Raw genomic sequence first — 24518 nt, 5'->3', positions numbered from 1 at the left:
CCAGACAACCCACCCGCCCGGCCTACCTCGCAAGGCCAGTCGACTAACAGTCGACTCTACCAACCGCCCACCCACGAGGGGCTGCGCCGTTCGCCGGAACCTACGCCGAAGGCGCAGGCTTCTGCCGCAGCAGGCTGACCGCCAGGCCACCCACCACCAGCACGCCCAACCCCAGCAGCGCCCACAACAACCACGCCTTCCAGTCGCGCTGCGGCTTCAACGCGGCATCGCCAGCCAGCGTCTCCGGGCCGCCTTCCAGCCGCGCCAGCGTCGGCTGCCATGACGGGTCGTTGCGCTGGCGCAGTTCCTCGATCAGCACCGCGATCGGTGCTTCGGCGCGGCGTGCGGTGGCGCTGCCCACGGCCAGCGCGTACGGCGCCGCGCCCTGGCTCAGGAACACCATCACTTCCGGCTGGTAGCCCAGGCGCAGGGTCGGTGCCGTGGCCGTTTCCACCGGGCTGGCCACCAGCTTCCAGTAGCGGTCACGCCACGGGCCGCCCAGTGACTGCGCAGCCGACTGCTGGCGCTGGCCCGCGGCGCCCTGCTGCACCTGGTAGGCGATCCACGGTGCGCTGCGGCGCTGCCATTCCGCATCGGCATCGTCGCGGCTGTACAGCGTCCACTGCACCAGGCTGTTGTCGGTGCTGGCCACGTCGGCCTTGCTGACCGGGAAGCGTCCATCCAGCTCGAAGGTGTATTCGCCCTTGCCGGCAGCCGTGGGCTGCAGCGACAGCCACTCCCACGGGAGCGTCGCCGGCGCCGGCGGCAGTTCGGCCAGCACGCTGCGCAGGGCCGGCAGGCGCGCGTCGCCCTGCGGCAGCACGCGCAGGTAGCGTGCGTTGCCATCCACCTGCAGGCGACGCTGCAGCAGGCGCTTGCCGGCGCGCTGCAGGTCCACCAGCGGCACATCGCGCGCGACCGCGCGCCAGTGCTGCAGGTCGTCGCTGGCATCCAGCTGCACCTGCGCCTGCAGCGGCTGCCCGCTGTCGGCCCAGTCCAGCACCAGTGCGGCCAACGGCTGCTGGCCCAGCACGCTGGCATCGATCAGCCAACCGCCCTGCCCGTTCGCCACGCCGCCGCCGCCCACGCGCGCTTCGACCCGGCGCACGCGGCCATCGGTGTCGCGCTCGGTCAGCAGCTGCAGGTCATTGCGCTGCGCTTCGGCCAACGGCGGCAGCGCGAACCACGGCAGCTCGCGCTGCACCGGGGGCTGCGCCAGCGGCTGGTCCGGGGCCAGCAGCGCGGAGGGCAACGCCTGGCCCGCCGCGTTGAACACCTGCAGGTCGCTGAGATCGGCGCTGCCGGCGCGGCGGTAGATGGCCGGCTCCAGCACCACGCGGTAGGCGCCGGACTGTGCGCTGGACAGGCTCAACGGCCACTGTTCGGCGTAGTGCGCGCGGTAATCGGTGGCCTGCGCCGATGCGACGCCGGCCAGCGCCAGCAACATCGGCAGCAGTGCCGTGCTCCACTTTTTCATTGCGTGTTCTCCACGGTCGGCGCGGTGCCCGGGGGCGCCGGCGCCAGATAGCCTACGACCGTGCACAGCAGGCCGTAGGCGATGAACGATGCGATACCCAGCAGGTTGCCCAGGTGCTGGCGGTCGATCAGCACCAGCTTGGCCAAGACCACGGCCATCAGCACGGCACCCACCATCCACAGCACGCGCTGGCCACGGCGCGAGCCCCAGACCCAGGCGATCACGCCGAGCACGCTCCACAGCACGGTCAGGCTGGTCTGGGCCAGGCTCTCGCGGGCCATCGACGGCGCCCAGCGCACACCGCCCCAGTGGTGCACGCCATGCAGCACGGTGCTGGTCAGGGCGAGGAACCCGGCCAGGGCCAGCAGCGGCACGCGCAGGCGCTGCAACAGCGCCGGGGCCTGGCCGCCGAACAGCCAGCGCGCGGCCAGCAGCAGGCTCAGCCACTGCGCCAGCTCGGCCGGGTTCAGCACCGGCAGCCACGGCAGCGGTGCGGCATCGCCGGCGAGGGTGATGCCGATCCACCAGGCGCAGGCCAGCACGCCGAACACCACGCTCTGCAGCGCCACGCGCGCAGCATCGAAGGCGTCACCCAGCGGCCAGCGCAGCCACGTCCAGCGCCACAGCGAAAACGCCGCCAGCAGCAGCCACGGCAGGGTCACCAGCAGCGCGCTCCAGCCCTGGGCCAGGTGCGCGGTATCGCCGCCCCACAGCGCAAGCAGGGACAGCAGCGACGGCCACAGCAGCCACCACAGGAACTGGGCGATACGGGCCACACCGTCGCCGCCCTGGCGCAGGCACAGCAGGGTGCGCACGCCCAGCACGGCGAACACCGCCCAGCCCAGCGCGCCGTAACCGGCAAACGGCTGCTGGTGCGCATCGCTCTGCAGCAGGGCCAGCGGGAAGCCGGCGGCCAGCATCACCAGTGCGGTCATGCCCAGCGCGCGGGCCGGCTGGCGACGCTGCACCTCGGCCGCCAGCCAGGCGCTGACCGCCGCCAGCACCAACAGCGCGTCGGCCTGCGCCGCGTGCTCGATGAAGCGGCCGATCTCATGGACGAATCCGCCCAGCCACCACAGCAGGCCCCACAGGTAATAAACCACGGCCACGTCATGCCGCGCGCGGCGCTGGTAGCTCCACGCACTAGCGAAACCGGCCACGGCCAGCAGCAGCGCACCGATGGCGGTGGGGTTGAGCAGGAACCGCGTGTCGCCGTGCCAGTAGTCGGCGCCCACCACGAACGCGAACGCGGCGCCGAGCTGCAGCAGCGCAGCCGCCACCTGCGGCAGCCAGCGCTGCTGCCGCAGCCCCAGCCAAGCCAGGCCCGCGCCTTCCAGCGCAAACACAGCACCGGTGGCGCGCGCCGACAGCGCCAGCGGCACCGCTAGGGTGGCAAAGCCCACGGCCAGCACCGCGTGCGACTGCGCCAGCACGTTGTACGAGGCGCGGTGGATCAGCGCGCGCGCCAGCACGGCATAGATCGCGGCCAGGCCCAGCGCGCACAGCGCCAGCGTCATCGGCTGCTCGTGCAGCATGCCGGCCTGTAGCGAGAACGCGATCAGCGGCGTGCCGAACACCAGGCTGCCATCGACCAGGTCGCGGCGCTCGGCCGGCTGGCGGCGTGCGTACAGCAGCGGGATCAGCAGGTAGAAGGCGAAGAACAGCAGCAGGAACGGCTCGGTGCTGGCGAACTTGTCGGCGCGGTACTGCAGCACGCCCCAGAACGTGCCGATGCCGAAGGTGAAGGCGAAACCGAGCAGGTTGAGCGCGCGCCACGGACGGAACCAGGCGATGGCGAAGATGCCCGCGTTGAGCACCGCGTAGTAGCTGAACAGGCCCACATGGTTGCCGCTGCCGGTGGACAGCCACAGCGGCGCCATGAAGCCGGCGAGGATACCCAGCACCGCCAGCGTGCGGGAGTTCTGCACCACGGCCAGCACGCACAGGCCAGCCACCAGCAGGATCGAGCTGGCGAAGGCGAAGCCGGGGTTGAGGAGTTCAAAGCGTTTGAACGCGGCGAAGATGGTCAGCAGCAGCACGCCGATCGCACCGCCCTGCAGGGCCAGCGCGAACAACCGGCGGCGTTCGCGCTGGTGCCAGCCGAAGCCGAGCAGGCCCAGCGCGCCAACGGTAATGCCGGCCAGGCGCAGCTCGATCGGCACCACCAGCCAGCCCTGGTCGCTGACGTACTTCAACAGCGCGGCGACGCCGGCCAGCAGCACCAGCATGCCGATCTTCACCGGCACGTTGCCTTCGGTGAACCAGTGCTTGACCGCGCCCACGGCGCGTTCGATCACGTTGGGCATCGCCGGTTCGGCGGGCAGTGGCGGCCATGCCGGTACCGGCGGCGGTGCCGCGGGTGCCGGTGCGGGTGCCGGCGGCGCAACGGAGGGCTCGGGAGGCCGTACCGGCGGCGGCGCGGCAGCGGCCGGGCGCAGGAACGGCGGTTCGCTGGTCTCCGCGGCGGCAGCGGCCGCCCGCGGTGGTGGCACCGGGGCCTCGGCTTCACGCAGCGGTGCGGCGGCGGCCGTGATGCCCTCGGCCAGTGCGCCCTCCAGCGCGGCCACGCGCCGGCGCAGGCCGGCAATCATCACCAGCGCCACCACCAGCAGCAGCGGTATCGCCAGCAGGGCCAGAACCAACAGGACGATCAGTGCTTCCATTCTTCGTCTACCCCAACGCAGCCGCGCCCCAGCGGCAGCGGTCCGTGGCCCATGCTACGTCAGCCGGGCCCATATACGACGAACCCCGGCCAGGCCGGGGTTCGTGTGCGGATCTTCGCGGGCCTTACTTGGCCGCGACGACCTTGGCCATTTCCAGGCACTTGTTCGAGTAGCCCCACTCGTTGTCGTACCACGACACGAGCTTGACGAAGGTGCCGTCCAGGGCGATACCGGCGTCGGCATCGAACACGGAGGTGTGGGTTTCACCGACGAAATCGGTGGCCACCACCTTGTCTTCGGTGTAGCCCAGGATGCCCTTCAGCGCGCCTTCGCTCTGTGCCTTCACTTCGGCGCAGATCTCGGCGTAGGTGGCTTCCTTTTCCAGCTCGACGGTCAGGTCGACCACCGACACGTCCGAGGTCGGGACGCGGAAGCTCATGCCGGTCAGCTTCTTGTTCAGTTCCGGGATGACCACGCCGACGGCCTTGGCTGCGCCGGTGGACGACGGAATGATGTTTTCCAGGATGCCACGGCCGCCGCGCCAGTCCTTGTTGGACGGGCCATCGACGGTCTTCTGGGTGGCGGTGGCCGCGTGCACGGTGGTCATCAGGCCGCGCTTGATGCCCCACTTGTCGTTGATGACCTTGGCCAGCGGGGCCAGGCAGTTGGTGGTGCACGAGGCGTTGGAGATGATCGCCTGGCCAGCGTAGGTCTTGTCGTTCACGCCGAACACGAACATCGGCGTGTCGTCCTTCGACGGGGCCGACAGGATGACCTTCTTGGCGCCCGCATCGATGTGCTTCTGCGCGGTTTCCTTGGTCAGGAACAGGCCGGTGGCTTCCAGCACCACGTCGGCGCCGACTTCGTCCCACTTCAGGTTGGCCGGGTCGCGTTCCTGGGTCAGGCGGATCTTCTTGCCGTTGACCAGCAGGTCGTTGCCCTGCACGGCCACGTCGGCCTTGAAGCGGCCATGCACGGAGTCGTACTTCAGCATGTACGCCAGGTAGTCCGGCTCCAGCAGATCGTTGATGGCCACGATTTCGATGTCATCGCCGAAGTTCAGCACCGCCGAGCGCAGGACGTTGCGTCCGATGCGACCGAAACCGTTGATACCAACCTTGATTGCCATGTTCAGAAGCTCCTGCAGCCGCGACAGGTGCGGCGGGATGGATAGGGCCCACAAGTCTAGCAGCACCGCCCTGACCACCGCGGGCCAGCACCCGGGGGCTGGCAGGCGGCCAGACAGGATTTGATCCGGATCAAAGCGTTAGCGCGGCGTGAGGCCGAGACTGGCCACATCCACCCCGCAACGAGAACACCGCCATGCGCAAGACCTCCCCCCTGATCCTGGCCGGCCTGGCCGCCGCCGTCTCGCTGGCCGCCGCCCCGGCCATGGCCCAGTCCAAGGGCGACTGGACCGTCTCGGCCGGCGTCCACCAGGTCGCCCCGAAGTCGAACAACGGCTCGCTGGCCGGTGGCACCCTGAAGGTGGACGTGGACAACGACGTCAAGCCGACCATCACCGGCGAGTACTTCATCGCCGACAACCTGGGCATCGAAGTGCTGGCGGCCCTGCCGTTCAAGCACGACATCAACATCAACGGCCTGGGCCGGGTGGGCAGCAGCAAGCAGCTGCCGCCGGTGGTCACCCTGCAGTACCACTTCAACAGCGCCGGCAAGGTCTCGCCGTTCGTCGGCGCCGGCCTGAACTACACGACCTTCTTCAGCGAAGACACCACCGGCGCGCTGGCCGGCAGCAAGCTGAAACTGCAGGATTCGTGGGGCCTGGCCGCGCATGCCGGCGTGGACTTCGCCATCGGCGAGAAGGGCGCGCTGCGCGTGGACATGCGCTGGATCGACATCGACAGCAAGGTGAAGCTGGATGGCGAGAAGATCGGCACGGTGAACATCGATCCGCTGGTGTATGGCGTGTCGTACGTCTTCAAGTTCTAAAGCGGCGTATTGAGTGGGGGGGCTTCGCCCCCGCTCCCCCGCTACACGCAAAACCCTCGCAGCATGTTGCCCCGGTGATTGCCGGGGCTTTTTTGTTCCTTGGACTGAAGTGGTTCCGGAGATGGGGCAAGGCGGGGAGCGGAGCCGGGACACGCCGTAAACCCATCCCTGGGGGCTCGATGGCGCCATCCATGGCGCCAACGGTCCCGGCTCCGCTCCCCGCCTCGCCCCTTGCCATCACCGCGCGCGTGCCAGCTCAAGCAAGAACAAGAGCTTTGTTTTTGACGTTGCCTTTGACGTTTGCATCCGCCTCCGCAGCCATGTTTGATGGGGGCTGCAGGGGCAGGCGCTGCGGGACCGTCCGCGGCATGGGCCCGAGGCATGCCTCGGGCGGGTTGGGCAGGACGCCCAACCCCGGCCTTGCCGTGTGCGCAGGACAGCGCACACGAACAAGCCGCGGCCGAGCTTACAGGGACGTACTTGCAGCGTGTCCCGCAGCGCCTGCCCCTGCAGCCAGCCCCCAGCAGACAGGAACGCGCCGTTCTTCAATCCACCTACCCCGCTAGAATGGGCGCATGAAAGCCCTGCACTCCCTGATCCTCGCTGCCGCCCTCGCGCCGGCCCTGCTGACCCTGTCCGCCCCCGCCCATGCCTGGGGCGCGCAAGGCCATCGCTTGGTGGCCGAAGTGGCCGATACCCGCCTCAACCCGGCCGCACGTGCCGAAGTCGACCGCCTGCTGGCCGCCGAGCCCGGCGCCACCCTGGCCAGCATCGCGCCGTGGGCCGACCAGCTGCGTGCCAAGGACCCCGGCCTGGGCCGTCGCTCCGCCGGCTGGCACTACGTCAACATCGCCGAGGACGGCTGCCAGTACGAGCCGGCCAAGCACTGCAGGAACGGCAACTGCATCGTCGAAGCACTGAAGGCGCAGAGCGCCATCCTCGGCGACCACAGCCTGACCGACGGCGAGCGCCTGCAGGCACTGAAGTTCGTCGTGCACATGGTCGGTGACGTGCACCAGCCGATGCACGCCGGCTACGGCCACGACAAGGGCGGCAACGATTTCCAGCTGCAGTTCGGCAACCGCGGTACCAACCTGCATTCGCTGTGGGACAGTGGCATGCTCAACACCCGCAAGCTGGATGACGCCGGTTACCTGCCGGTGCTGCGTGCGTTGCCGGCACCGAAGCTGGCGCGTCAGTCCAACCCGCAGCGCGACCCGCAGCGCTGGGCCGAAGCCAGCTGCCGCATCTCGGTGCAGCCGGGCGTGTACCCGGCCACGCACCAGATCGGCGATGAATACACCGAGCGCTATCGCCCGGTGGCCGAAGCACAGCTGCGGCTGGCCGGCGAAAATCTCGCGCAGCTGCTGAACCGCGTGCTCGGCACGCGCTGAGGAGGTTCCGATGGCGGTCCAGGTCCAATCCTTCTTCCACCGCGACAGCAATACCTTCAGCTACCTGGTCGTCGACCCGGCCAGCAGGGAGGCGGCGCTGATCGATCCGGTCCTGGATTACGACCCGGACACCGATGCCAGCAGCGACGCGCCGGTGCGCCCGCTGCTGGACGCCATCGAACAGCAGGGCCTGCAACTGCGCTGGCTGCTGGAAACCCACGCCCATGCCGACCATGTGTCGGCCGGGCGACGGCTGAAGCAGCGCTTCCCGCAGGCGACCCTGGCCATCGGCGAAGGCATCCGCGCGGTGCAGGCCACGTTCGCGCCGCGCTACGGCCTGCAGCTGGCGGCGCAGGATGCGCACTTCGACCATCTGTTCGCCGATGGCGAGAGCTTCGCGCTGGGCCAGCTGCAGGGCCGCATCATCGCCGTGCCCGGCCATACCAGCGACAGCATCGCCTACCTGATCGACGATGCGGTCTTCACCGGCGATTCGCTGTTCATGCCTGATGGCGGCACCGCCCGCTGCGATTTCCCCGGCGGTGATGCCGCGCAGCTGTACCGCTCGATCCAGCGCCTGCTCGCCCTGCCCGATGCCACCCGCGTGTTCGTCTGCCACGACTACGGCCCGGGCGGACGCGCGTTCGCCAACGAAACCACGATCGGCGAACAACGCGCGCACAACATCCACGTGCACGACGGCGTGGATGAAGCGGCATTCGTCAGCGTGCGCGAAGCACGTGATGCCACCCTGGCCGAGCCGAAGCTGATGCAGCCGGCAGTGAAGGCCAACATCCAGGGCGGCGCCTGACTGCAGCAACAGGAAACCGCCGGGCATGGCCCGGCGCTACCCCTTACCTGCCCTGCGTGCGTACCACGTGCTGGCCCTTCACGATCTCGAAGGTGAAGGCGTACTGCAGGGTGACCGCCACCGGTTCGATGCTGTCGGCACCCTGGCAGTCGCTGCGGTCCTTGGGCACCTTCCCAGGCGCGAAATGGCAGACCGCCGCTGACGAGTACTTCCACTGCGCGACCGCGTCCTGTGCGGCCTGCAGCAGCGGCCCGTTCTCCGCCACCGCCCCTGCGCTGCATTCACTGCGGTCGGTCAACGGCTGGCTGCGCTCAACCCGCCCCTGCGCGTCCACCACCACCTGCAGGCAGACCGTGGTCGGTGGCAGCGAGGTGCGTGGATCGCTCTCGCCGACCACCGGGTCCGGTGCCGCGTACAGCTGCGGCATCCGGTAGCCCTCGCTGGCGGCCAGCGTATAGGGCTGGATCTGCCCCGCACCACCGCCGGCATCGGGCTGCAGGCGCTGGTGGCCGACGTTCTCGCTGCGGGTGTCGACCGTGGTCAGCCGCTCATGGCTGACACAGCCGGCCAGCAGCACCGCTGCGATGCACAGCGGTGCGCCCTTCATCGCTGCCTTCACTGCGTCTGGCCACCGGCAGCGTCGGTGTTGTCCATGGCGTAGGTGACCGGGATGCGCAGCTTGCCGGCCACCGCCTTGCCATTCTTCATCGCCGGCGTGTAGGTCCATTTACGCGCCGCTGCGATCGAGGCAGCTTCGAATACTCCGGGGTTGGTCGCACTTTCCACCTTCACGTCAGTGACGGTGCCCTTGGCATCGACGGACACGATCAGGTTCACCACACCGGTCAGGCGCTTCTCGATGGCGTCGGCCGGATAGCTCGGCGGTGACATCTTCTGGGCCTGGATCGGGCTGTCCAGGCCAGCCTTGGCGGCATCCGCCGCGGCGTGCTGGAACGGTTCGGCGCTGACCGACGGCGTGCCCTTCACCGCGCCCTGGCTGGCCCAGGCCAACGCAGCAACACCCATGCACAACCCCATCAGCAACACCTGGCCGGACACCTTCGGCAATGCCTTCCGCTGCGACTGCTTCAACATGGCGATACGCTCCTTCAACACGGGTTGGCTGCGCCAATGACATGCCATCGGTGCAACCGGGTGGACCAGCTGCGCCTTCAACAACGTGCTGGCATAAAGACGGCGCTGCGTCGGCTGCGCGGCAACGGTGCGCGCATCGCAGGCCAGTTCCTGGTCGCGCAGGAAACGGCGCGCAGCCCAGGGCAACAACGGGTGGAACCAGAACACGGAACGTGCCAGCAGCAGGGCGCCATTGGCCCAGTGGTCGCCATTGCGGCGGTGGCTGCGTTCGTGGCGCAGGATCAGCGCCTGTTCGTCGGCGTCGAACTGCTGGTCGAAGTGCGGGCCGACCACGATGCGTGGCTGCCACAGGCCGACCAGCGCGGGCAGGCCGGGATCGGCGCTGGCCTGCCAGCTGCCATCATCGCGTGCCTGCAGCGTGCCCAGCCCACGCTCGAAGCGGCGTTGAGCGCGCAGTTCGCGTGCCAGGTGCAGACCGGCGCCCAGCCCCCAGGCCAGGGCCAGCAGCCACGGCCAGATCGGCAGCTGCGCGGCAGCGCCCTCGACCGCACCGGGCACCACCTTCAGCGGCAGCGTCGGCACATGCTGCAGCACCGGCAATGCGCGCAACGCCGGCAGGGGCAGCAGCAGGGCCGCCAACAGCAGCGGCAGCAGCCACCAGCTGCGATAGGCCAGCTCCGCGCCGCCCAGCTTCACCAGCAGTGGCCGCGCGGCCGCCAGCAGCAGCACGCCCAGCGCCAGCCACAGGCTGGCCTGCCACAGTCCATCGAGCAGCTCATTCATCGTCCATCTCCTGGATCAGCTTCTTCAGTTCGGCGATGTCCTGCGCACTCAGCTGGCCACGCTCGCTGAAATGCGCCACCAGCGGTGCCACCCGGCCATCGAACACGCGGCCGATGAAATCCTGGCTCTGCGTTTCCACCCAGGCCTGGCGCTGCAGCAGCGGCTGGTACAGATAACGGCGGCCATCGCGCTCGGCGGCGATCGCGCCCTTGGTCAGCAGGCGGTTGAGCAGGGTCTTGATGGTCGGCTCGGCCCATTCGCGGTGGGCCAGTGCGGCCACCACGTCATCGGCGCTGCGCGGTGCCTGTTGCCAGAGCACCTCCATCACGACGGCTTCTGCTTCGCTGATCGGGGTCATGGTTTACATCCGTAATCGACAACGCGATTACGCGCGTAATCGAATCCGATGTCAAGCCCTCGACCGCAGGTTCATCCGGCCTGCCCCAGCATCGGCCCTTCTGCCCCCGAGAGCCTGCATGAAGCCGCTGCACAAACTGGACTTTCCGGTGGAACAGGCCCGGCGATTCCTGGAACCCGGCCCCATCGTGCTGGTCAGCACCGCCGCGCGTGGCCAGCGCAACCTGATGACCCTGGGCTGGCACATGGTGATGGGCTTCTCGCCCTCGCTGCTGGCCACCTATATCTGGAACGAGAACCACAGCTTCGCGCTGGCCCGCGACAGCCGGCAGTGCGTGATCAACGTGCCGGGCGTGGAGCTGCTGGATACCGTGGTGGATATCGGCAACTGCAGCGGCCGCGACGTGGACAAGTTCGCGCGATTCGGCCTGGATGCGGTGCCCGCCCGCGACGTGGCCGCGCCGCTGGTCGGCCAGTGCCATTCCAGCTTCGAATGCCGGCTGCACGACGACAGCCAGGTGGAGGCCAGCAATCTCTTCATCTGGGAAATCGTCCGCGCCCACGTCGCGCCGCGGCCGAAACTGCCCCGTACCTTCCACTACCGCGGCGATGGCCAGTTCATGGTGGCGGGCGCGGAAATCTCGCGTCGACGGCGGTTCAAGCCCGACATGCTGTAATGCCAGCACTCCCCCCGCCGCAGGACCGCCACGCATGACCGATCACCTGACCGACCTGGACGCCGCCGTTGACTGGCTGTTCGCGCGCGTGGAAGGGCCGCTGCGGGTGGGCGCTCCGCTGGCACTGGGCAAGCCGCACCGGCTGCTCAATGCGCTGTATTCGCGGGTGGAAGGGGATCCGTCGCGGCCGCTGCAGCTGTACACCGCGCTGTCGCTGAACCCGCCGCAGGCGCGCGGCGATGGCCTGGAAGCACGGTTCATGGCGCCGTTCGTGCAGCGCCATTTCGGCGAGGATTTCCCGCGCCTGGCCTACGCCGATGCGGTCGCCCGCGATGCGCTGCCGCCGCATGTGGAGGTGGAGGAGTTCTACATGCAGTCCGGCGCGCTGCTCGGTTCGCGGCAGGCCCAGTCCAGCTATACCAGCCTGAATTACACCCACGCCGCCGATGCCGTGGCGCAGCGCGCGCCGCAGGTGATCGTGCAGAAAGTAGCGATGCGCCCGGACGACCGGCGGCTCTCGCTGTCGTGCAACAACGACATCACCCAGGACACCCTGGATGCGATGGCCGCGCGAGGCCTGCCGCGCCCGCTGCTGGTGGCCGAGATCGACCCGCAGCTGCCCTACCTGGGCGGCACGGCCACGGTCGATGTGTCCTTCTTCGATCTGGTGATCACCCCGCCGCCGCCCTACCCGGCGCTGTTCGGCCTGCCGCGGCAACCGGTGGCCGATGCGGACTACGCCATCGGCCTTTACGCCAGCACCCTGGTGCGCGACGGCGGCACGCTGCAGATCGGCATCGGTACGCTCGCCGATGCACTCAGCCATGCGCTGGTGCTGCGCCATACCGACAACGCGCGCTATCGCCGCGTCTTGAATGCGCTGGATCCGCAGCTGGCCAGCCATCCGCTGGTGGAGGAGATCGGCGGCCTCGATCCGTTCGAGGTCGGCCTGTACGGTTGCAGCGAAATGCTCAACGAAGGCTTCCGCCGGCTGGTGCAGACCGGCGTCATCCGGCGCAAGGTGCACGACGATCTGGCGCTGATGCAGCGCATCGAGAACGGCAGCACGCTGTCCATCGACCACGCCACGCTCGAAGCAGAGGGTGAGTACCTGCACGGCGCGTTCTACCTGGGTTCGCCCGAGTTCTACGAATGGCTTCGGACCCTGCCCGACGACGAGCGCAGCGCCATCGGCATGCGCCGCATCAGCGAGATCAACCAGCTGTATGGCGGCAACGAGACGCTGGAGCGCCTGCAGCGCCGCCATGCGCGCTTCTTCAATTCCTGCATGATGGCCACCGCGCTCGGGGCAGCGGTGTCCGATGCGCTGGATGACGGCCGCGTGGTGTCCGGCGTGGGCGGGCAGTACAACTTCGTGGCGATGGCGCATGCGCTGCCCGAAGCACGCAGCGTGCTGATGTTCCGAGCCGCGCGCGACGACAAGGGCCAGCGCGCGTCGAACGTGCGCTGGAACTACGGGCACACCACTATTCCGCGCCACCTGCGTGACATCTACCTCAACGAGTACGGCATTGCCGACCTGCGCGCGTTGACCGACGACGACTGCGTGCAGGCGATGACCGCGATCACCGAGGCACCGTTCCAGGCGGGCCTGCTGCAGCAGGCCTATGCATCGCGCAAGCTGCGCACCGGGCGGCACCCCGAACCGCAGCGCGAACAGCGCAACACACCGCAGGCGCTGGCGGCGGCGCTGGCACCGTTCCGTGCCGATGGCACCCTGCCCGACTATCCGCTGGGCAGCGACTTCAACGAGATCGAGCAGGTGCTGGTGAAGGCACTGGGCTGGCTGAAATCAAACACGCAGACGCGCGGCGAAAAGCTGCGCACGCTGTGGGCCGCACTGCGCCAGCCCGCCGGCGATGGCGACGCGGTGTACCTGCAGCGCATGGGCCTGCAGGCACCGAAGGATTTCGGCGAGCGCATCAACGCACGCCTGCTGCGCCTGGCCCTCGCCCGCACCGCGTAATCGCGTAATCGCGTAATCGCGGCGACGGTAGCGCCGGGCCATGCCCGGCGGACAAGCGTCAGTGCCAACCAAGGTTGGCACCTACCTGGGCACGGCGGCACGCTATCCTGTAGCGATGAAAGACGATTCCCATTTCCTGCATGACCTGCAACAGCGCCAGGCTGCAGGCGAAGACCTGCGTTACCTCTGTTTCTGGGGCCACCAGCCGCCGCGCAGCGGCGTGTCCGCCTCCTGCTTCAGCCAGTGGTATGACGCCGGCTTCGACATCGATGGCGTGCACTACCGCACCGCCGAGCACTACATGATGGCCGGCAAGGCGCGCCTGTTCGGTGCCACCGACCTGCTCGACAAGATCATCGCCAGCACCACGCCGGACAAGGCCAAGGCGCTCGGCCGCAAGATCGAAGGCTTCGACGAAGCGCGCTGGACGCAGGCCCGCTACGACCTGGTGGTGGAAGGCAACAAGGCCAAGTTCGCGCAGAACCCGGAACTGGGCGCGTTCCTGCGCGCGACCGAAGGCTGGGTGCTGGTCGAAGCCAGCCCGGTGGATTTCATCTGGGGCATCGGCCTGGCCAAGGACCACGCCGACGCGCACAACCCGGCGCAGTGGCGTGGGCTGAACCTGCTGGGGTTCGCGCTGATGGACGTACGCGCGGCGATGTAAAACAGGGGACGGAGGGGATTAAGTCGTTTGTGCACAAACGACTTAATCCCCTCCGTCCCCTTTTTGAAAACGAGAAAGGCCGGCTTGCGCCGGCCTTTCCCTTTCCTGCTTCGCGGGGCTGCTTACAGCGCCTTGGCGGCTGCCACCACGTGGTCGGTGGTGATGCCGAAGTGCTTGAACAGCTTGTCCGCCGGGGCCGAGGCACCGAAGGTGTCGATACCGATCACCGCGCCGTCCAGGCCGACGAACTGGCGCCAGAAACCGGTGACGCCGGCTTCGATCGCCACGCGCTTGCGCACGGCATTGGGCAGCACCGATTCACGGTAGGCCGCATCCTGGCGCAGGAACACGTCGGTGGACGGGATGGAGACCACGCGAGTCTTCAGGCCGGCGGCATCCAGCTGGGCCTTCGCTTCGGTGGCCAGCGAGACTTCCGAACCGGTGGCGATCAGGATCACGTCCGGGGTACCGGCGGCATCGGCCAGCACGTAGCCACCGCGCTCGATCTGCGCGATCTGCTCGGCGCTGCGCGGCTGGTGCGGCAGGTTCTGGCGGCTGAACACCAGGCAGCTCGGGCCGTCCTGGCGGGTGATCGCGGCCTTCCAGCTCACGGCCGACTCGACGGCATCGCACGGGCGCCACACATCGTTGTTCGGGATGTAGCGCAGCGAGGCCAGGTGCTCCACCGGCTGGTGGGTCGGGCCGTCTTCGCCCAGGCCGATCGAGTCGTGGGTGTAGACGTGGATGGCGTGGGCCGGGATCAGCGCGCTCATGCGCACGCCGTTGCGGGCGTAATCGCTGAACACCAGGAAGGTGGCGTCGAACGGAATGAAACCACCGTGCAGGGCCAGGCCGTTGGCAATGGCGGTCATGCCGAACTCGCGCACGCCGTAGTACACGTAGTTGGCGTTGGCGTCATCGCTGGCGACCGACTTGCTGCCCTTCCACAGGGTCAGGTTCGAATGCGCCAGGTCAGCCGAACCGCCGACGATTTCCGGCAGCAGCGGCGCGAAGGCTTCGATGGCCAGCTGCGAGGCCTTGCGCGAAGCGATGGTGGCGCCTTCAGCGGCGACCTTGGCGATGTAGGCATCGGCCTGGGCGACGAAGTCGGCCGGCAGCTCGCCATGCGAACGACGGGTCAGCTCGGCGGCTTCGGCCGGGAACTGCGCGGCGTACTTGTCGAACTGCTGCTCCCACTCGGCCTGGCGCAGGGTGCCGGTACCGCCGGCACGCCAGCCGGCGTAGATTTCTTCCGGAATCTCGAACGGGCCGTAGTTCCAGTCCAGCGCCTTGCGGGTCGCGGCCAGCTCGTCCTTGCCCAGCGCGGCGCCGTGGCTCGATTCCTTGCCGGCCTTGTTCGGCGAACCGAAGCCGATCGTGGTGCGGCAGCAGATCAGGGTCGGCTTGTCGCTCTGCGACAGCGCGGCCTCGATGCCGGCCTTGATGCTTTCCGGGTCATGGCCGTCGACATCGCGCACCACGTTCCAGCCGTAGGCTTCGAAACGCTCGGGGGTGTTGTCGGTGAACCAGCCCTCGACGTTGCCGTCGATGGAGATGTGGTTGTTGTCCCAGAAGCAGACCAGCTTGTGCAGGCCCCAGGTGCCGGCCAGCGAAGCGGCTTCATGCGACACGCCTTCCATCAGGCAGCCATCGCCCATGAAGACCCAGGTGCGGTGGTCGACGATTTCCAGCTCCGGGCGGTTGAAGCGCTGTGCCAGCAGCTTCTCGGCCAGGGCGAAGCCCACGGCGTTGGCGAAACCCTGGCCCAGCGGGCCGGTGGTGGTTTCCACGCCCGGGGTCTCGTGGCGTTCCGGGTGGCCGGCGGTGTGGCTGCCCAGCTGGCGGAACTGCTTGAGCTGCTCGATCGGCAGGTCGTAGCCGCTCAGGTGCAGCAGCGCGTACTGCAGCATCGAGCCGTGGCCGTTGGAAAGCACGAAGCGGTCACGGTTGAACCACTGCGGGTTGTTCGGGTTGTGCCGGAGATAGTCGTTCCAGAGCACTTCGGCGATATCGGCCATGCCCATGGGCATGCCGGGATGGCCGGAATTTGCGGTTTCAACCGCATCAGCGGCAAGGAAGCGGATGGCGTTGGCCAACTGGCGACGGGTAGGCTGCGTCATGGTTCTGTCGGAATCGGGAGGCGGCCGCGAAACTGCGGGCGCGCCATTGTCCCACAGACGCCCGGCAGGGTCAGGTCAACGCCGCCCATAAACGAGACGGGGTCGGAGCCCTTTCCTGGCGGAAAGGGATCCGACCCCGTTCAGGGTTTGCCGGCCAGCGGCCGGCACTACCGATCAGTTGTCCAGACGAGCCGCGGCAGCAGCCGCCTCGGCCGGGGTGTCGGCCGCCTCGCCCTTGGCCACCAGGGTGGTCAGGGCCAGGTCGCCGGTCACGTTCAGCGCGGTACGGCACATGTCCAGGAAGTGGTTGACGCCCAGGATCAGGCCGATGCCCAGCGGGTTCACCCCCACCATGGCGCAGATCATCGCCACCACCGGCAGCGAGCCGGACGGCACACCCGCGGTACCGATGCCGCCCAGGATGCAGACCGCCATCACCATCACCTGCTGGCCGATGGACAGGTCCACGCCGAAGAACTGGGCCAGGAAGATCACCGTCACGCCCTCGAACAGCGCGGTGCCGTTCTGGTTGGCGGTGGCGCCCACGGTCAGCACGAAGCGCGAGACGCGCTGCGGCAGGCCCATCTGGTCGGCCACGCGCAGCGCGGTCGGCAGGGTGGCGTTGCTGGAGGCGGTGGAGAAGGCCATCACCGTCGCTTCCTGGGTATCGCGGAAGAACGACAGCGGCGAACGGCCCGACAGCCACACGGACACGCCGTAGGTCACGAACATGTGCAGGGCCAGCGCCAGCACCACCACGCCCACGTAGGCGCCGAGGCGGAGGATCAGCTCGAAGCCGAACAGCGCAGCCAGGTTGAACATGAAGCAGGCCACCGCATACGGGGCCAGGCGGATGACCAGGTTGATCAGGGTCATCGAGATTTCGAACACGCCTTCGATGGCGCGACGCAGCGGGGCGACCTTCTCTTCGTCGGTCAGCACCATGCCGATGCCGAACATCAGCGCGAAGAACATCAGCGACAGGATCGCGCCGTTGTCCGATGCGGCCTGCAGCACGTTGCTCGGCACGATCGACAGCAGCATGTCCATGCCCTTGGGCGTGCCATGGATGCCGGCCACGATCTCCTTGCTGCGCTCGGCGTTCTCCGACAGCATCAGCGCGGCCGTCTGCGGGTCGACGCCGGCGCCGGGCTTGAGCACGTTCACCAGCACCAGGCCGATGCCCACGGCAATGCCGGACAACAGAATGGTGTAGGCCAGGGTCTTCCAGCCGATGCGGCCGAGGGCGCGGATGTCGCCCATCTCGGACACGCCCATGATCAGCGCCGAGAAGATCAGCGGCACGATCAGCATGAAGATCAGGTTGAGGAACAGACCCGACGCCGGCGTGGTGATGTAGTCCATGACCCACTTGGCACCAGCCTGCAGACCATCGACGCTGCCGCCCAGGGCATGCACGGTCAACCCCAGGATCAGGCCGATCGCAAAGCCGATGCCCATCTTCCAGTGCAGGGGCAACTTCTTCTTGTCGGCAGCAGCTGCTGTCATACGCGGCATTCCTCGAAAAATGAATCTACTCTAACAAAGCGCGCAAGCCGCGCCGGTTCAGGGTCGCTGCGTGGGGTACAGCGGCGCCAGCCCAGTGTCGACGGCTTTCTGCGGCGCCGACCAGTGCGGTCCGTCACGGAAGCACTCGCGCAGGCGCGCACGCAGCACCGAGGCTTCACCCTGCCCGCCCCAGCGCGCGGCCTGCAGGTCCAGCAGCACCTGGCGCTGGGCCGGATCGGCCAGGCGCTCGATCACCTGCTCCAGGCGTTCGACTCCGGCCATCGCACACAGCTGTGCCTGCACCCGGTCGAAGCCCTCGCCATCGAGTGCGCGGCGCAGCTCGGCCACGCTGCCACGCGAGGCGCCGCTGTGGCTGGTACCTGAGGTGATCGGTGCACCTGCAGACGGTGCACGACGGCCACGGCGCCAGCCCCAGGCCAGGGTCAGCAGCCACAGCACGGCCAGGCCAACGGCAGCCGCGATCCACGGCCACGGGCGCGCAATGGCCGTGCCCAGCGGCACTGCGGTCGGTGCGGCCGGCTGCGCGTCGTCGCCGGGCAGCGCGGCCTGGGTATCGAGGGGCTGGGGCGCCGGGGTGCCACTGCGTCCTGCGGCCACTGTCAGGGTCAGGTCCGGCAGCGTGGCCTGCTCGGCGCTGCTGCTGTCCACGTTCCACCAGGTCACCTTCGGCCCCGGCACCACCAGCGTGCCCGCCTGGCGCGGCACGATCGAATAGCGCCGGGTGATCTTCAGGCGTGGCGTGCTGCCGCTGAAGGTCTCATCGTACTGGGCCGGTTCGGCAAAGATCTGCCCGGCATCGCCCACGTCGGGCACCGGCAGGTCGGTGAACTGGGCGCGGGTCGCACCGTTGGCCACGGCTTCGACCACCACGGTGGCTGCTTCGCCGGCACGCGCACTGTCCGGCGCCGTGGTGTAGCGCAGCTGCAGGCCGTGCAGCGGCAACCAGGGCTGCGGTGCCTGCGCCGGCTGCGCACGCACCTGCAGGGTGCGCTCGGGGGCGACGGCATTCATGCGCCCATCGCCGCCCGCGCCGAAGAAATCATCGAAGAAGCCACCGGCCGTGCGCCCGTTGAAGCGTGCGCCAGGCAGGCGCAGCGGTCCGCTGCGTTCGGGGATCAGCAGGAAGCGACGCTCCACCACGTTGTAGCGGCGGCCGTTGACCTGGCGCACGTCGGTGCGGTCCTCGCCCACCCGCTGCAGCGAGGCACCTTCGGGCGTATCCAGCACCAGCTCGCCCGAGGCCAGCTGCGAGGCAAAGTACAGGCGCACCACCACGCCCACGCTCTGCTGCACGTAAGGCTGCGCGTCGTCAACTTCAGTCTCGACGAAGGCGGCGGCATCGCTCTGTGCGGTGGCCACCGTGCCGGTGCCCACCTGCAGCTGCAGCGGTTCGGTGCGCTGGCTGCCGACCTGCAGCGAGGGCACCAGCAGGGTGCCGCTGCGGCGTGGGGTCAGCGTCACCGAGTACACGTTGCGCTGCTGCATGCTGCCGTTGCTCCACTGCACCTGGCGGTTGCTGCCCTGCGCGCCGAGCACGAAGTCCACATTCAACGGCGCGAAGTCCGGGCTGCCCTGGTCGGTTTCCACCTGCAGGATGACCGGTTCGCCCAGGGTCGTGCTGGCCGGGTCGAGCCACGCACGTGTCTGCGCCAGCGCGGCGGACGGCAGCCACGCCAGCAGCATCGCCAGCAGCACCGTCACCTGGAATGTCCTGCGCGGCACGCCGATCATCGCCCTTCCCTCTTTCTACGTTCGTTTTCCAGCTGGAACTTGGTCCGCAGCAGCGAGCCCGGGTCATCGGGCACGCGACGCATCCACGCCTCCACTGCCTGCTGTTCCTCGCGCTGCTGCGGCGTGCGCCCATCGCCACGCGTGGTCGGCTTGCCCTGCTCGCCGGGCCTGGACTGCTGCATGGCCTGCTGCATGCGCTGGCGCTGTTCGGCATCGGCCTTCGCCTGTGCCTTCGCATCGGCGGCCTGCGGACCGGCATCCTGGCCGTCCTTCGTGTCGCCGGGCTTGCCCTGCTGCGGAGGCTGTTGATCCTGCTGGCCCTGCTTCGGATCCTGCTGGCCCTGTTGACCCGGCTGCTGACCCTGCTTCGGCTGCTGCGGCGGCTGGCCCTGCCCCTTGTCCTGGTTGGAACGGTCGTTCTGGTCCTTGTTCGACGGCGGCTTGCGCTTGCGCGCGGCGTCCACCACCGCGCGGTTGGCCACGGCATCGGCCATGCCCGGATGCTTGGCCAGCGCGCGGTCGTAGGCGGCGATGGCACCGTCGTAGTCGCCCTGCCGCGCCAGCGCGTTGCCGAGGTTGTACAGGCCGGCATCACTGTCGATGCCCTCGAAGCGTGCGCGCGCGGTGTCGAAATCACCGTTGCGGTAGGCCTGCACACCTTCGGCGATGCGTTCGTGCTCACGCTGGTCTGCGCGCTGCCAGAGCGTGCCGGTTTCTTTCGTCGGCGCACTGCGTGGCTGCGCGTGCAGGTTGCCGGCCAGCGGCAGCAGGCCTACCGCCAGCACCGCGGCCAGCACCGCGCGGCGGCGGAACGCCAGCAGGGCCAGCAGCATCAGCGGCGGCAGCAGCCAGTAGCCTTCGTCCTGCCATTGCCTGCCCTGCGCCGGGCCCTGCCGCGCGGAGCCATCGCTGGCATCCAGCACATCCAGTGCACGCAGATCGCGGTCATCGGCAGCGATGCGCGCGTACTGGCCGCCACCGGCGGTAGCCACCGTGCGCAGGCTGCCTTCATCCAGCACCGCCTGGGCGATCTGCCCGCTGCCATCGCGGTAGGCCGCGCCCGTGGGCGTGCCCAGGCCCAGCACCGACACCTGCAGGCCGAGACTGCGTGCCTGCGTCGCGGCGAGCGCAGCGGCGGCATCGGCGTGGTCGCTGATCAGCAGGATGTGCCCACGCAGCGTGCCGGTCTGGCGCAGCAGCTGGGTCGCCCAGTCAATCGCGCGGTCGGCATGCTGCCCATCGCGCGGCATCACCTCCGGCGACAGCGCATCCAGATACAGCGCCACGTTGGCGGTGTCATCGGTCAACGGTGCGACCGTGTAGGCATCGTCGGCATACACCACCAGACCCACCTGGCCGCCCTGCCGCGCACGCAGCAGCGCGCCGATCTTGGCCCGCGCCTGCAGCAACCGCGACGGCGGCAGGTCGGTGGCAGTGATGCGGCTGGACAGGTCCAGCACCACCACCAGCGGCGTGCCGGCCTGGTACATGGGCTGCGCCTGCTGGCGCCAGCTCGGGCCGGCCAGGGCCAGCACCGCCAGCGTCCAGCCCAGCAGGATGGCCCAAGGCAGACGCGCGCGGCGGCGTCCACCCGCGGCCAGCAGGTGCGACAGCAGGTGCGCGTCGACGGCCTGCCGCCACGCATCACTACGGCGTTGCCGGTACAGCGTGGCGGCGATGATCAGCGGCAGCGCGAGCAGCGCCCACAGCCACTCGGGCCGCAGGAAATGCAGTGCGTTCCCATCGGGAAGCGCGGCGTGGAATGTCTGCAGGATCGTGGCGATCATCGGCGGCGCTCCGGCCACAGCCATGCCAATGCACCCAGCAACAGCGCCAGGCCCAGCGGCCAGGCATAGCGTTCATTGCGCGGGCGCAGGCTCGGGCCCTTCGCCGCGATCGGTTCCAGCCGGTCCAGCTCGGCGTAGATGCCGGCCAGCTCGTCGGTATCGCGGGCGCGGAAGAAACGGCCGCCGGTCATTTCGGCGATCTTTCGCAGGGTGGCTTCATCCACCGGGTCCCGGTCACTGGCGATGGGGATGCCGAACAGACGCATGCTGCCATCGCTGCCAAAGGCCACGGTGTGCACGCGCACGCCTTCGGCACGCGCAAGTTCGGCCGCGCGCAGCGGCTCCAGCACACCGGCATTGCTGACGCCGTCGGTCAGCAGGATCAGCACGCGCTGCCCTTCCGGCTGGCTGCGCAGGCGCTTGACCGCCAGCGCGATGGCATCGCCGATGGCGGTCTCGCGCCCGGCCAGGCCGACCACGCTGTCGCGCAGCTGGTCGCGCACGCTGGCCAGGTCGGCGGTGATCGGGGTGAGCGTATAGGCGCGGTCGCCGAACACCAGCAGGCCGACGCGATCACCGGCGCGGCGGTCCAGGAAGTCAGCCAGCACCGCCTTGGCCGCAGTCAACCGCTCGACCGCCTGTGAACCAAGCACCATGTCCGGCTCGCTCATGCTGCCGGACACGTCCATTGCCAGCATCATCTGCCGGCCTTCCTGCGGCGGCGTGATCGCTTCGCCCAGCTGCTGCGGCCGCGCCATCGCCACGCACAGTGCGGCCCAGGCTAGCCACAGGATGATCGTGCGCAGCCAGGACGCATCGACGCGTCCGCCGCCGGCCAGCGCCTGCAGCTCGGCGGCGGCATACGGCACGCGCAGGGCAGCACCCGGCTCGGCCCGGCGCTTCCACAGGTGCATCAGCAGCGGCACCGGCAGCGCCAGCAGTGCCAGCGGCCAGGCCAGCTGCAGGTCCGGCCAGGGCCAGTAACTTGCCAGCAGGCTCATCGGCGACGCTCCTGCAGCAGCTGCAGGTAACGTTCGCGTGCCCAGCGGCGGACCTCGGCCACCTCATCCGCCGGGACCTGCGGCCGGTAGGCACCTTCGGCCAGCAAGCGTCGCTGCGGGTCGGCGAGGTCATCCTTCGGATCGATCCGTTGCCACCAGGCCTGGTCATGCAGCGCTTCGCTGCCCGGCTGGGCCAGGCGCGCGGCGCGACGCAGCAGGCCGGCGATGGCGGCGAGTTCGGCCGCTGCAGTGGGCGCAGCCTGCAGTTCCAGGTCGAACTGCTGCAGCCAGCGCTGGCGTCGACGGCGGCGACGCTCGCGGATGAAGACCACGATGCCCAGCACCAGCAGCACGGCGCCGACCAGCATCAGCCAGCCCGGCGCCGGTGGCCACCACGATGGCGACGGCGGCAACGCGACGTCGCGCAGTGGCAGGGCCGCGCTCACGCCGGGACCTCGGTCGGTGCAGGTGCCAGCCAGGCGTCGCTGGGGGCATCGGTGGAAAGGATCTGCACATCCACGCGGCGTGCGGCCAGCTGCTGGCGCAGGGCCTGCAGCGGTTCAACGAAGTGCGCGCGCCAGTGCTCCTGCACCTCGCTGCGGCGCAGATCCAGGCCGATGCGCTGCTGCGCGGCCAGGAACTGCAGCGGTGCCGAAGGCGGCTGCAGTTCGAGCGGATCGACCAGCAGCAGCAGGCTCAGGTCATGGTGCTGGGCCAGCGCACTCCAGCGCGCCGGGGCGATGCGCAGGGCCTGCTGGGGATCGGCCAGCACCAGCATGCGCGCGCCGGGGTGCAGCACGCGACCGGCGTGGTCCAGCGCGCGCTCCAGGCCGAGGTCATCGGCGGGCGGTTGCGCGTACCAGCGGGTCAGTGCGTCGAGCACGCGCAGCACGCCACGTGGGCCGCCGGCCGGAGCGATCGGCGGTTCACGGTCACTGCCACGCAGCGCGCCGATGCGATCGCCACGACGTTGTGCGGACCACGCCGCCACGGCACCGGCGCGCGCGGCCTGCACCGACTTGAAGCGCACGCGCGTACCGAAATAGAGCGCCGGCGAGGTGTCGGCAACGATCAGGCTGACCCGTTCGCGCTCGGCCTGGAACAGCTTGGTATGGGCGCGACCGGTGCGCGCGGTCACCCGCCAGTCGATATGGCGGGCGTCATCGCCAGGTACGTACTCGCGCGATTCGGCGTATTCCATGCCGCGCCCGCGCAGCGGTGACGGGGCCTGGCCGGCATTGCCCACGCGCCCACGGCGCGGCGGCGGCGGTCGCTGCGCGAGCCGGCGCAGCGCCACCAGTTCGGCCAGCTGCGGGCGCAGGCCATCGCCTTCGGCCACGCTGGCGGTGTGCGGCAGGGATGGATCGGACATGTGCAGGCTCAGGGCGCCGGCACGCGGGCCAGCAGTTCCTGCACCAGGCGCTCGCCATCCCAGCCTTCGGCCGTCGCTTCATAGCTGGGCAGCACGCGGTGGCGCAGCACATCGGCGGCCACGGCACGCACGTCATCGGGGGTGACGAAGTCGCGACCGGCCAGCCAGGCACGCGCACGCGCGCAGCGCTCCAGCGCGATCGAGCCGCGCGGGCTTGCGCCCCAGGCGATGCGACGGCCGAGGCCGGCGTCGTAGCGCGACGGATCGCGCGAGGCCAGCACCAGTTCGATCAGGTAACGCTCCAGTGCCGGCGCCATGTGCAGGTCCAGTACTTCGCGACGGGCGTCGAACACCACCTGCATCGGCAGCTTTTCCGGTGCCGGCGCGGCGTTGTCCAGTGCACCGCGTGCACGGTCGCGGGCCAGGCGCAGGATCTCCGCTTCCGCGGCCTCATCCGGGTAACCGATGCGCACGTGCATCAGGAAACGGTCCAGCTGCGCTTCGGGCAGCGGGAACGTGCCTTCCTGCTCGATCGGGTTCTGCGTGGCCATTACCAGGAACAGCGACGGCAGCGCATAGGTATGGCGGCCGACGGTGACCTGGCGCTCGCCCATCGCTTCCAGCAGCGCCGACTGCACCTTCGCCGGGGCGCGGTTGATTTCATCGGCCAGCAGGATCGGGTGGAAGATCGGGCCGGGCACGAACTCGAAGCGGCCTTCCTGCGGGCGCCAGATCTCGGTACCGGTCAGGTCGGCCGGCAGCAGGTCCGGGGTGAACTGGACGCGGGCGAAATCGGCTTCCAGGCGTGAGGCCAGCGCGCGGATCGCGGTGGTCTTGGCCAGGCCGGGGGCGCCTTCGACCAGCAGGTGACCGTCGGCCAGCAGGGCGATCAGCAGGCGCTCGACCAGCGCGGCCTGGCCGACGATCTCTGCCGACAGGGCATCACGCAGGCCGGTGAAGGCGGCATGCAGCTGCGAGGTGGTCGGCGCGGGTGGCGGCGTGGCGGATTCGGGCATCGGCGGTGGCAGGTTCATGGGGGCCTTTGACCGGCGCGGAACGGCACGGGTTCCCCACATCATCGCAGGCCGGTCCGCGGATTGGATCAAGGATGGATGA

20 protein-coding genes are annotated in these 24518 nt (G+C 69.2%); 6 read left to right on the top strand and 14 right to left on the bottom strand.

Features of this window, described 5'->3' with window-relative positions; genetic code table 11:
• Window positions 1-100 precede the first annotated feature (100 nt).
• The 3 genes from IAE56_RS07490 to gap all read right to left on the bottom strand — a co-directional run bounded on the left by IAE56_RS07490 (window position 101) and on the right by gap (window position 5269).
• Entirely contained in the window at window positions 101-1477 is a 1377-nt protein-coding gene (locus IAE56_RS07490; RefSeq protein ID WP_200752076.1) for a DUF3999 domain-containing protein, read from the bottom strand.
• Window positions 1474-4140, bottom strand: coding sequence for a DUF2339 domain-containing protein (locus IAE56_RS07485; RefSeq protein ID WP_200752075.1), 2667 nt, complete (start codon window positions 4138-4140; stop codon window positions 1474-1476). Before IAE56_RS07485 ends, IAE56_RS07490 begins: the two co-directional genes overlap by 4 nt.
• Before the next feature lie 124 nt (window positions 4141-4264).
• The gene (gene gap / locus IAE56_RS07480) at window positions 4265-5269 is read right to left on the bottom strand and encodes a type I glyceraldehyde-3-phosphate dehydrogenase (protein WP_079222994.1); all 1005 of its coding nucleotides are present in this window, start codon (window positions 5267-5269) and stop codon (window positions 4265-4267) included.
• 194 nt (window positions 5270-5463) lie between these two features.
• On the opposite strand from gap, the gene IAE56_RS07475 reads away from it, so the two are divergent.
• The 3 genes from IAE56_RS07475 to IAE56_RS07465 all read left to right on the top strand — a co-directional run bounded on the left by IAE56_RS07475 (window position 5464) and on the right by IAE56_RS07465 (window position 8298).
• Window positions 5464-6093, top strand: a complete 630-nt coding sequence (locus IAE56_RS07475) for an OmpW family outer membrane protein (RefSeq protein WP_200752074.1) — start codon at window positions 5464-5466, stop codon at window positions 6091-6093.
• Window positions 6094-6668: 575 nt separating this feature from the next.
• Window positions 6669-7487, top strand: a complete 819-nt coding sequence (locus IAE56_RS07470; RefSeq protein WP_200752073.1) for a S1/P1 nuclease — start codon at window positions 6669-6671, stop codon at window positions 7485-7487.
• Between the two features lie 10 nt (window positions 7488-7497).
• Window positions 7498-8298: an MBL fold metallo-hydrolase gene (locus IAE56_RS07465; RefSeq protein WP_200752072.1), complete on the top strand. Its 801-nt coding sequence runs from the start codon at window positions 7498-7500 to the stop codon at window positions 8296-8298.
• A gap of 43 nt (window positions 8299-8341) precedes the next feature.
• Here the strand turns inward: IAE56_RS07465 and IAE56_RS07460 are convergent, their stop codons facing one another.
• Genes IAE56_RS07460 through IAE56_RS07450 form a run of 3 tightly spaced genes read right to left on the bottom strand, consistent with a single transcriptional unit; the run spans window position 8342 to window position 10534 of the window.
• Window positions 8342-8905: a hypothetical protein gene (locus tag IAE56_RS07460; RefSeq protein WP_200752071.1), complete on the bottom strand. Its 564-nt coding sequence runs from the start codon at window positions 8903-8905 to the stop codon at window positions 8342-8344.
• A gap of 8 nt (window positions 8906-8913) precedes the next feature.
• Entirely contained in the window at window positions 8914-10176 is a 1263-nt protein-coding gene (locus IAE56_RS07455; RefSeq protein WP_200752070.1) for a TonB family protein, read from the bottom strand.
• Window positions 10169-10534, bottom strand: coding sequence for a BlaI/MecI/CopY family transcriptional regulator (locus IAE56_RS07450; RefSeq protein ID WP_108769833.1), 366 nt, complete (start codon window positions 10532-10534; stop codon window positions 10169-10171). Before IAE56_RS07450 ends, IAE56_RS07455 begins: the two co-directional genes overlap by 8 nt.
• A 118-nt stretch (window positions 10535-10652) precedes the next feature.
• Between IAE56_RS07450 and IAE56_RS07445 the strand changes: the two genes are divergently transcribed.
• From IAE56_RS07445 to IAE56_RS07435, 3 genes are all read left to right on the top strand, one after another.
• Window positions 10653-11210, top strand: coding sequence for a flavin reductase family protein (locus tag IAE56_RS07445; protein WP_200752069.1), 558 nt, complete (start codon window positions 10653-10655; stop codon window positions 11208-11210).
• A gap of 34 nt (window positions 11211-11244) precedes the next feature.
• On the top strand, window positions 11245-13197 hold the full coding sequence (locus tag IAE56_RS07440; protein WP_200752068.1) for an acetyl-CoA hydrolase/transferase C-terminal domain-containing protein: 1953 nt from the start codon (window positions 11245-11247) through the stop codon (window positions 13195-13197).
• A 115-nt stretch (window positions 13198-13312) separates the two neighbouring features.
• A complete protein-coding gene (locus tag IAE56_RS07435; protein ID WP_200752067.1) occupies window positions 13313-13861 on the top strand; it encodes an NADAR family protein in 549 nt (182 codons plus the stop codon).
• A gap of 122 nt (window positions 13862-13983) precedes the next feature.
• Here IAE56_RS07435 and tkt read toward each other — a convergent pair whose 3' ends face one another.
• From tkt to IAE56_RS07395, 8 genes are all read right to left on the bottom strand, one after another.
• Window positions 13984-15981, bottom strand: coding sequence for a transketolase (tkt, locus tag IAE56_RS07430; RefSeq protein ID WP_108769837.1), 1998 nt, complete (start codon window positions 15979-15981; stop codon window positions 13984-13986).
• Between the two features lie 174 nt (window positions 15982-16155).
• Window positions 16156-17490: a dicarboxylate/amino acid:cation symporter gene (locus IAE56_RS07425; protein ID WP_108769838.1), complete on the bottom strand. Its 1335-nt coding sequence runs from the start codon at window positions 17488-17490 to the stop codon at window positions 16156-16158.
• Between the two features lie 57 nt (window positions 17491-17547).
• The gene (locus tag IAE56_RS07420; protein ID WP_200752066.1) at window positions 17548-19242 is read right to left on the bottom strand and encodes a BatD family protein; all 1695 of its coding nucleotides are present in this window, start codon (window positions 19240-19242) and stop codon (window positions 17548-17550) included.
• On the bottom strand, window positions 19239-21029 hold the full coding sequence (locus IAE56_RS07415) for a VWA domain-containing protein (RefSeq protein ID WP_234455949.1): 1791 nt from the start codon (window positions 21027-21029) through the stop codon (window positions 19239-19241). The genes IAE56_RS07420 and IAE56_RS07415 overlap by 4 nt, the downstream gene beginning before the upstream one ends.
• Complete coding sequence (locus IAE56_RS07410) at window positions 21026-22030, bottom strand: VWA domain-containing protein (protein ID WP_200752064.1); 1005 nt, start codon at window positions 22028-22030, stop codon at window positions 21026-21028. The genes IAE56_RS07415 and IAE56_RS07410 overlap by 4 nt, the downstream gene beginning before the upstream one ends.
• A complete protein-coding gene (locus IAE56_RS07405) occupies window positions 22027-22476 on the bottom strand; it encodes a DUF4381 family protein (protein WP_200752063.1) in 450 nt (149 codons plus the stop codon). The genes IAE56_RS07410 and IAE56_RS07405 overlap by 4 nt, the downstream gene beginning before the upstream one ends.
• Window positions 22473-23402 carry a DUF58 domain-containing protein gene (locus IAE56_RS07400; protein ID WP_200752062.1) on the bottom strand — a complete coding sequence of 310 codons (930 nt, stop codon included), beginning with the start codon at window positions 23400-23402 and terminating at the stop codon, window positions 22473-22475. Before IAE56_RS07400 ends, IAE56_RS07405 begins: the two co-directional genes overlap by 4 nt.
• Before the next feature lie 8 nt (window positions 23403-23410).
• Window positions 23411-24436 (bottom strand): MoxR family ATPase, encoded by a 1026-nt coding sequence (locus tag IAE56_RS07395; RefSeq protein ID WP_150454508.1) that lies wholly within the window; start codon window positions 24434-24436, stop codon window positions 23411-23413.
• Between the last annotated feature and the right edge of the window lie 82 nt (window positions 24437-24518).

It is taken from the genome of Stenotrophomonas sp. S41 (assembly GCF_016624625.1).
Classification (GTDB): domain Bacteria; phylum Pseudomonadota; class Gammaproteobacteria; order Xanthomonadales; family Xanthomonadaceae; genus Stenotrophomonas.
The sequence above is the reverse complement of the archived record's forward strand: the minus strand, read 5'-3'. Positions and strand labels throughout refer to the sequence as shown.

Coding starts and splice junctions, on each gene's coding strand:
- IAE56_RS07490 (WP_200752076.1), bottom strand. CDS start 1,477: ATGAAAAAGTGGAGCACGGCACTGCTGCCGATGTTGCTGGCGCTGGCC.
- IAE56_RS07485 (WP_200752075.1), bottom strand. CDS start 4,140: ATGGAAGCACTGATCGTCCTGTTGGTTCTGGCCCTGCTGGCGATACCG.
- gap (WP_079222994.1), bottom strand. CDS start 5,269: ATGGCAATCAAGGTTGGTATCAACGGTTTCGGTCGCATCGGACGCAAC.
- IAE56_RS07475 (WP_200752074.1), top strand. CDS start 5,464: ATGCGCAAGACCTCCCCCCTGATCCTGGCCGGCCTGGCCGCCGCCGTC.
- IAE56_RS07470 (WP_200752073.1), top strand. CDS start 6,669: ATGAAAGCCCTGCACTCCCTGATCCTCGCTGCCGCCCTCGCGCCGGCC.
- IAE56_RS07465 (WP_200752072.1), top strand. CDS start 7,498: ATGGCGGTCCAGGTCCAATCCTTCTTCCACCGCGACAGCAATACCTTC.
- IAE56_RS07460 (WP_200752071.1), bottom strand. CDS start 8,905: ATGAAGGGCGCACCGCTGTGCATCGCAGCGGTGCTGCTGGCCGGCTGT.
- IAE56_RS07455 (WP_200752070.1), bottom strand. CDS start 10,176: ATGAATGAGCTGCTCGATGGACTGTGGCAGGCCAGCCTGTGGCTGGCG.
- IAE56_RS07450 (WP_108769833.1), bottom strand. CDS start 10,534: ATGACCCCGATCAGCGAAGCAGAAGCCGTCGTGATGGAGGTGCTCTGG.
- IAE56_RS07445 (WP_200752069.1), top strand. CDS start 10,653: ATGAAGCCGCTGCACAAACTGGACTTTCCGGTGGAACAGGCCCGGCGA.
- IAE56_RS07440 (WP_200752068.1), top strand. CDS start 11,245: ATGACCGATCACCTGACCGACCTGGACGCCGCCGTTGACTGGCTGTTC.
- IAE56_RS07435 (WP_200752067.1), top strand. CDS start 13,313: ATGAAAGACGATTCCCATTTCCTGCATGACCTGCAACAGCGCCAGGCT.
- tkt (WP_108769837.1), bottom strand. CDS start 15,981: ATGACGCAGCCTACCCGTCGCCAGTTGGCCAACGCCATCCGCTTCCTT.
- IAE56_RS07425 (WP_108769838.1), bottom strand. CDS start 17,490: ATGACAGCAGCTGCTGCCGACAAGAAGAAGTTGCCCCTGCACTGGAAG.
- IAE56_RS07420 (WP_200752066.1), bottom strand. CDS start 19,242: ATGATCGGCGTGCCGCGCAGGACATTCCAGGTGACGGTGCTGCTGGCG.
- IAE56_RS07415 (WP_234455949.1), bottom strand. CDS start 21,029: ATGATCGCCACGATCCTGCAGACATTCCACGCCGCGCTTCCCGATGGG.
- IAE56_RS07410 (WP_200752064.1), bottom strand. CDS start 22,030: ATGAGCCTGCTGGCAAGTTACTGGCCCTGGCCGGACCTGCAGCTGGCC.
- IAE56_RS07400 (WP_200752062.1), bottom strand. CDS start 23,402: ATGTCCGATCCATCCCTGCCGCACACCGCCAGCGTGGCCGAAGGCGAT.
- IAE56_RS07395 (WP_150454508.1), bottom strand. CDS start 24,436: ATGAACCTGCCACCGCCGATGCCCGAATCCGCCACGCCGCCACCCGCG.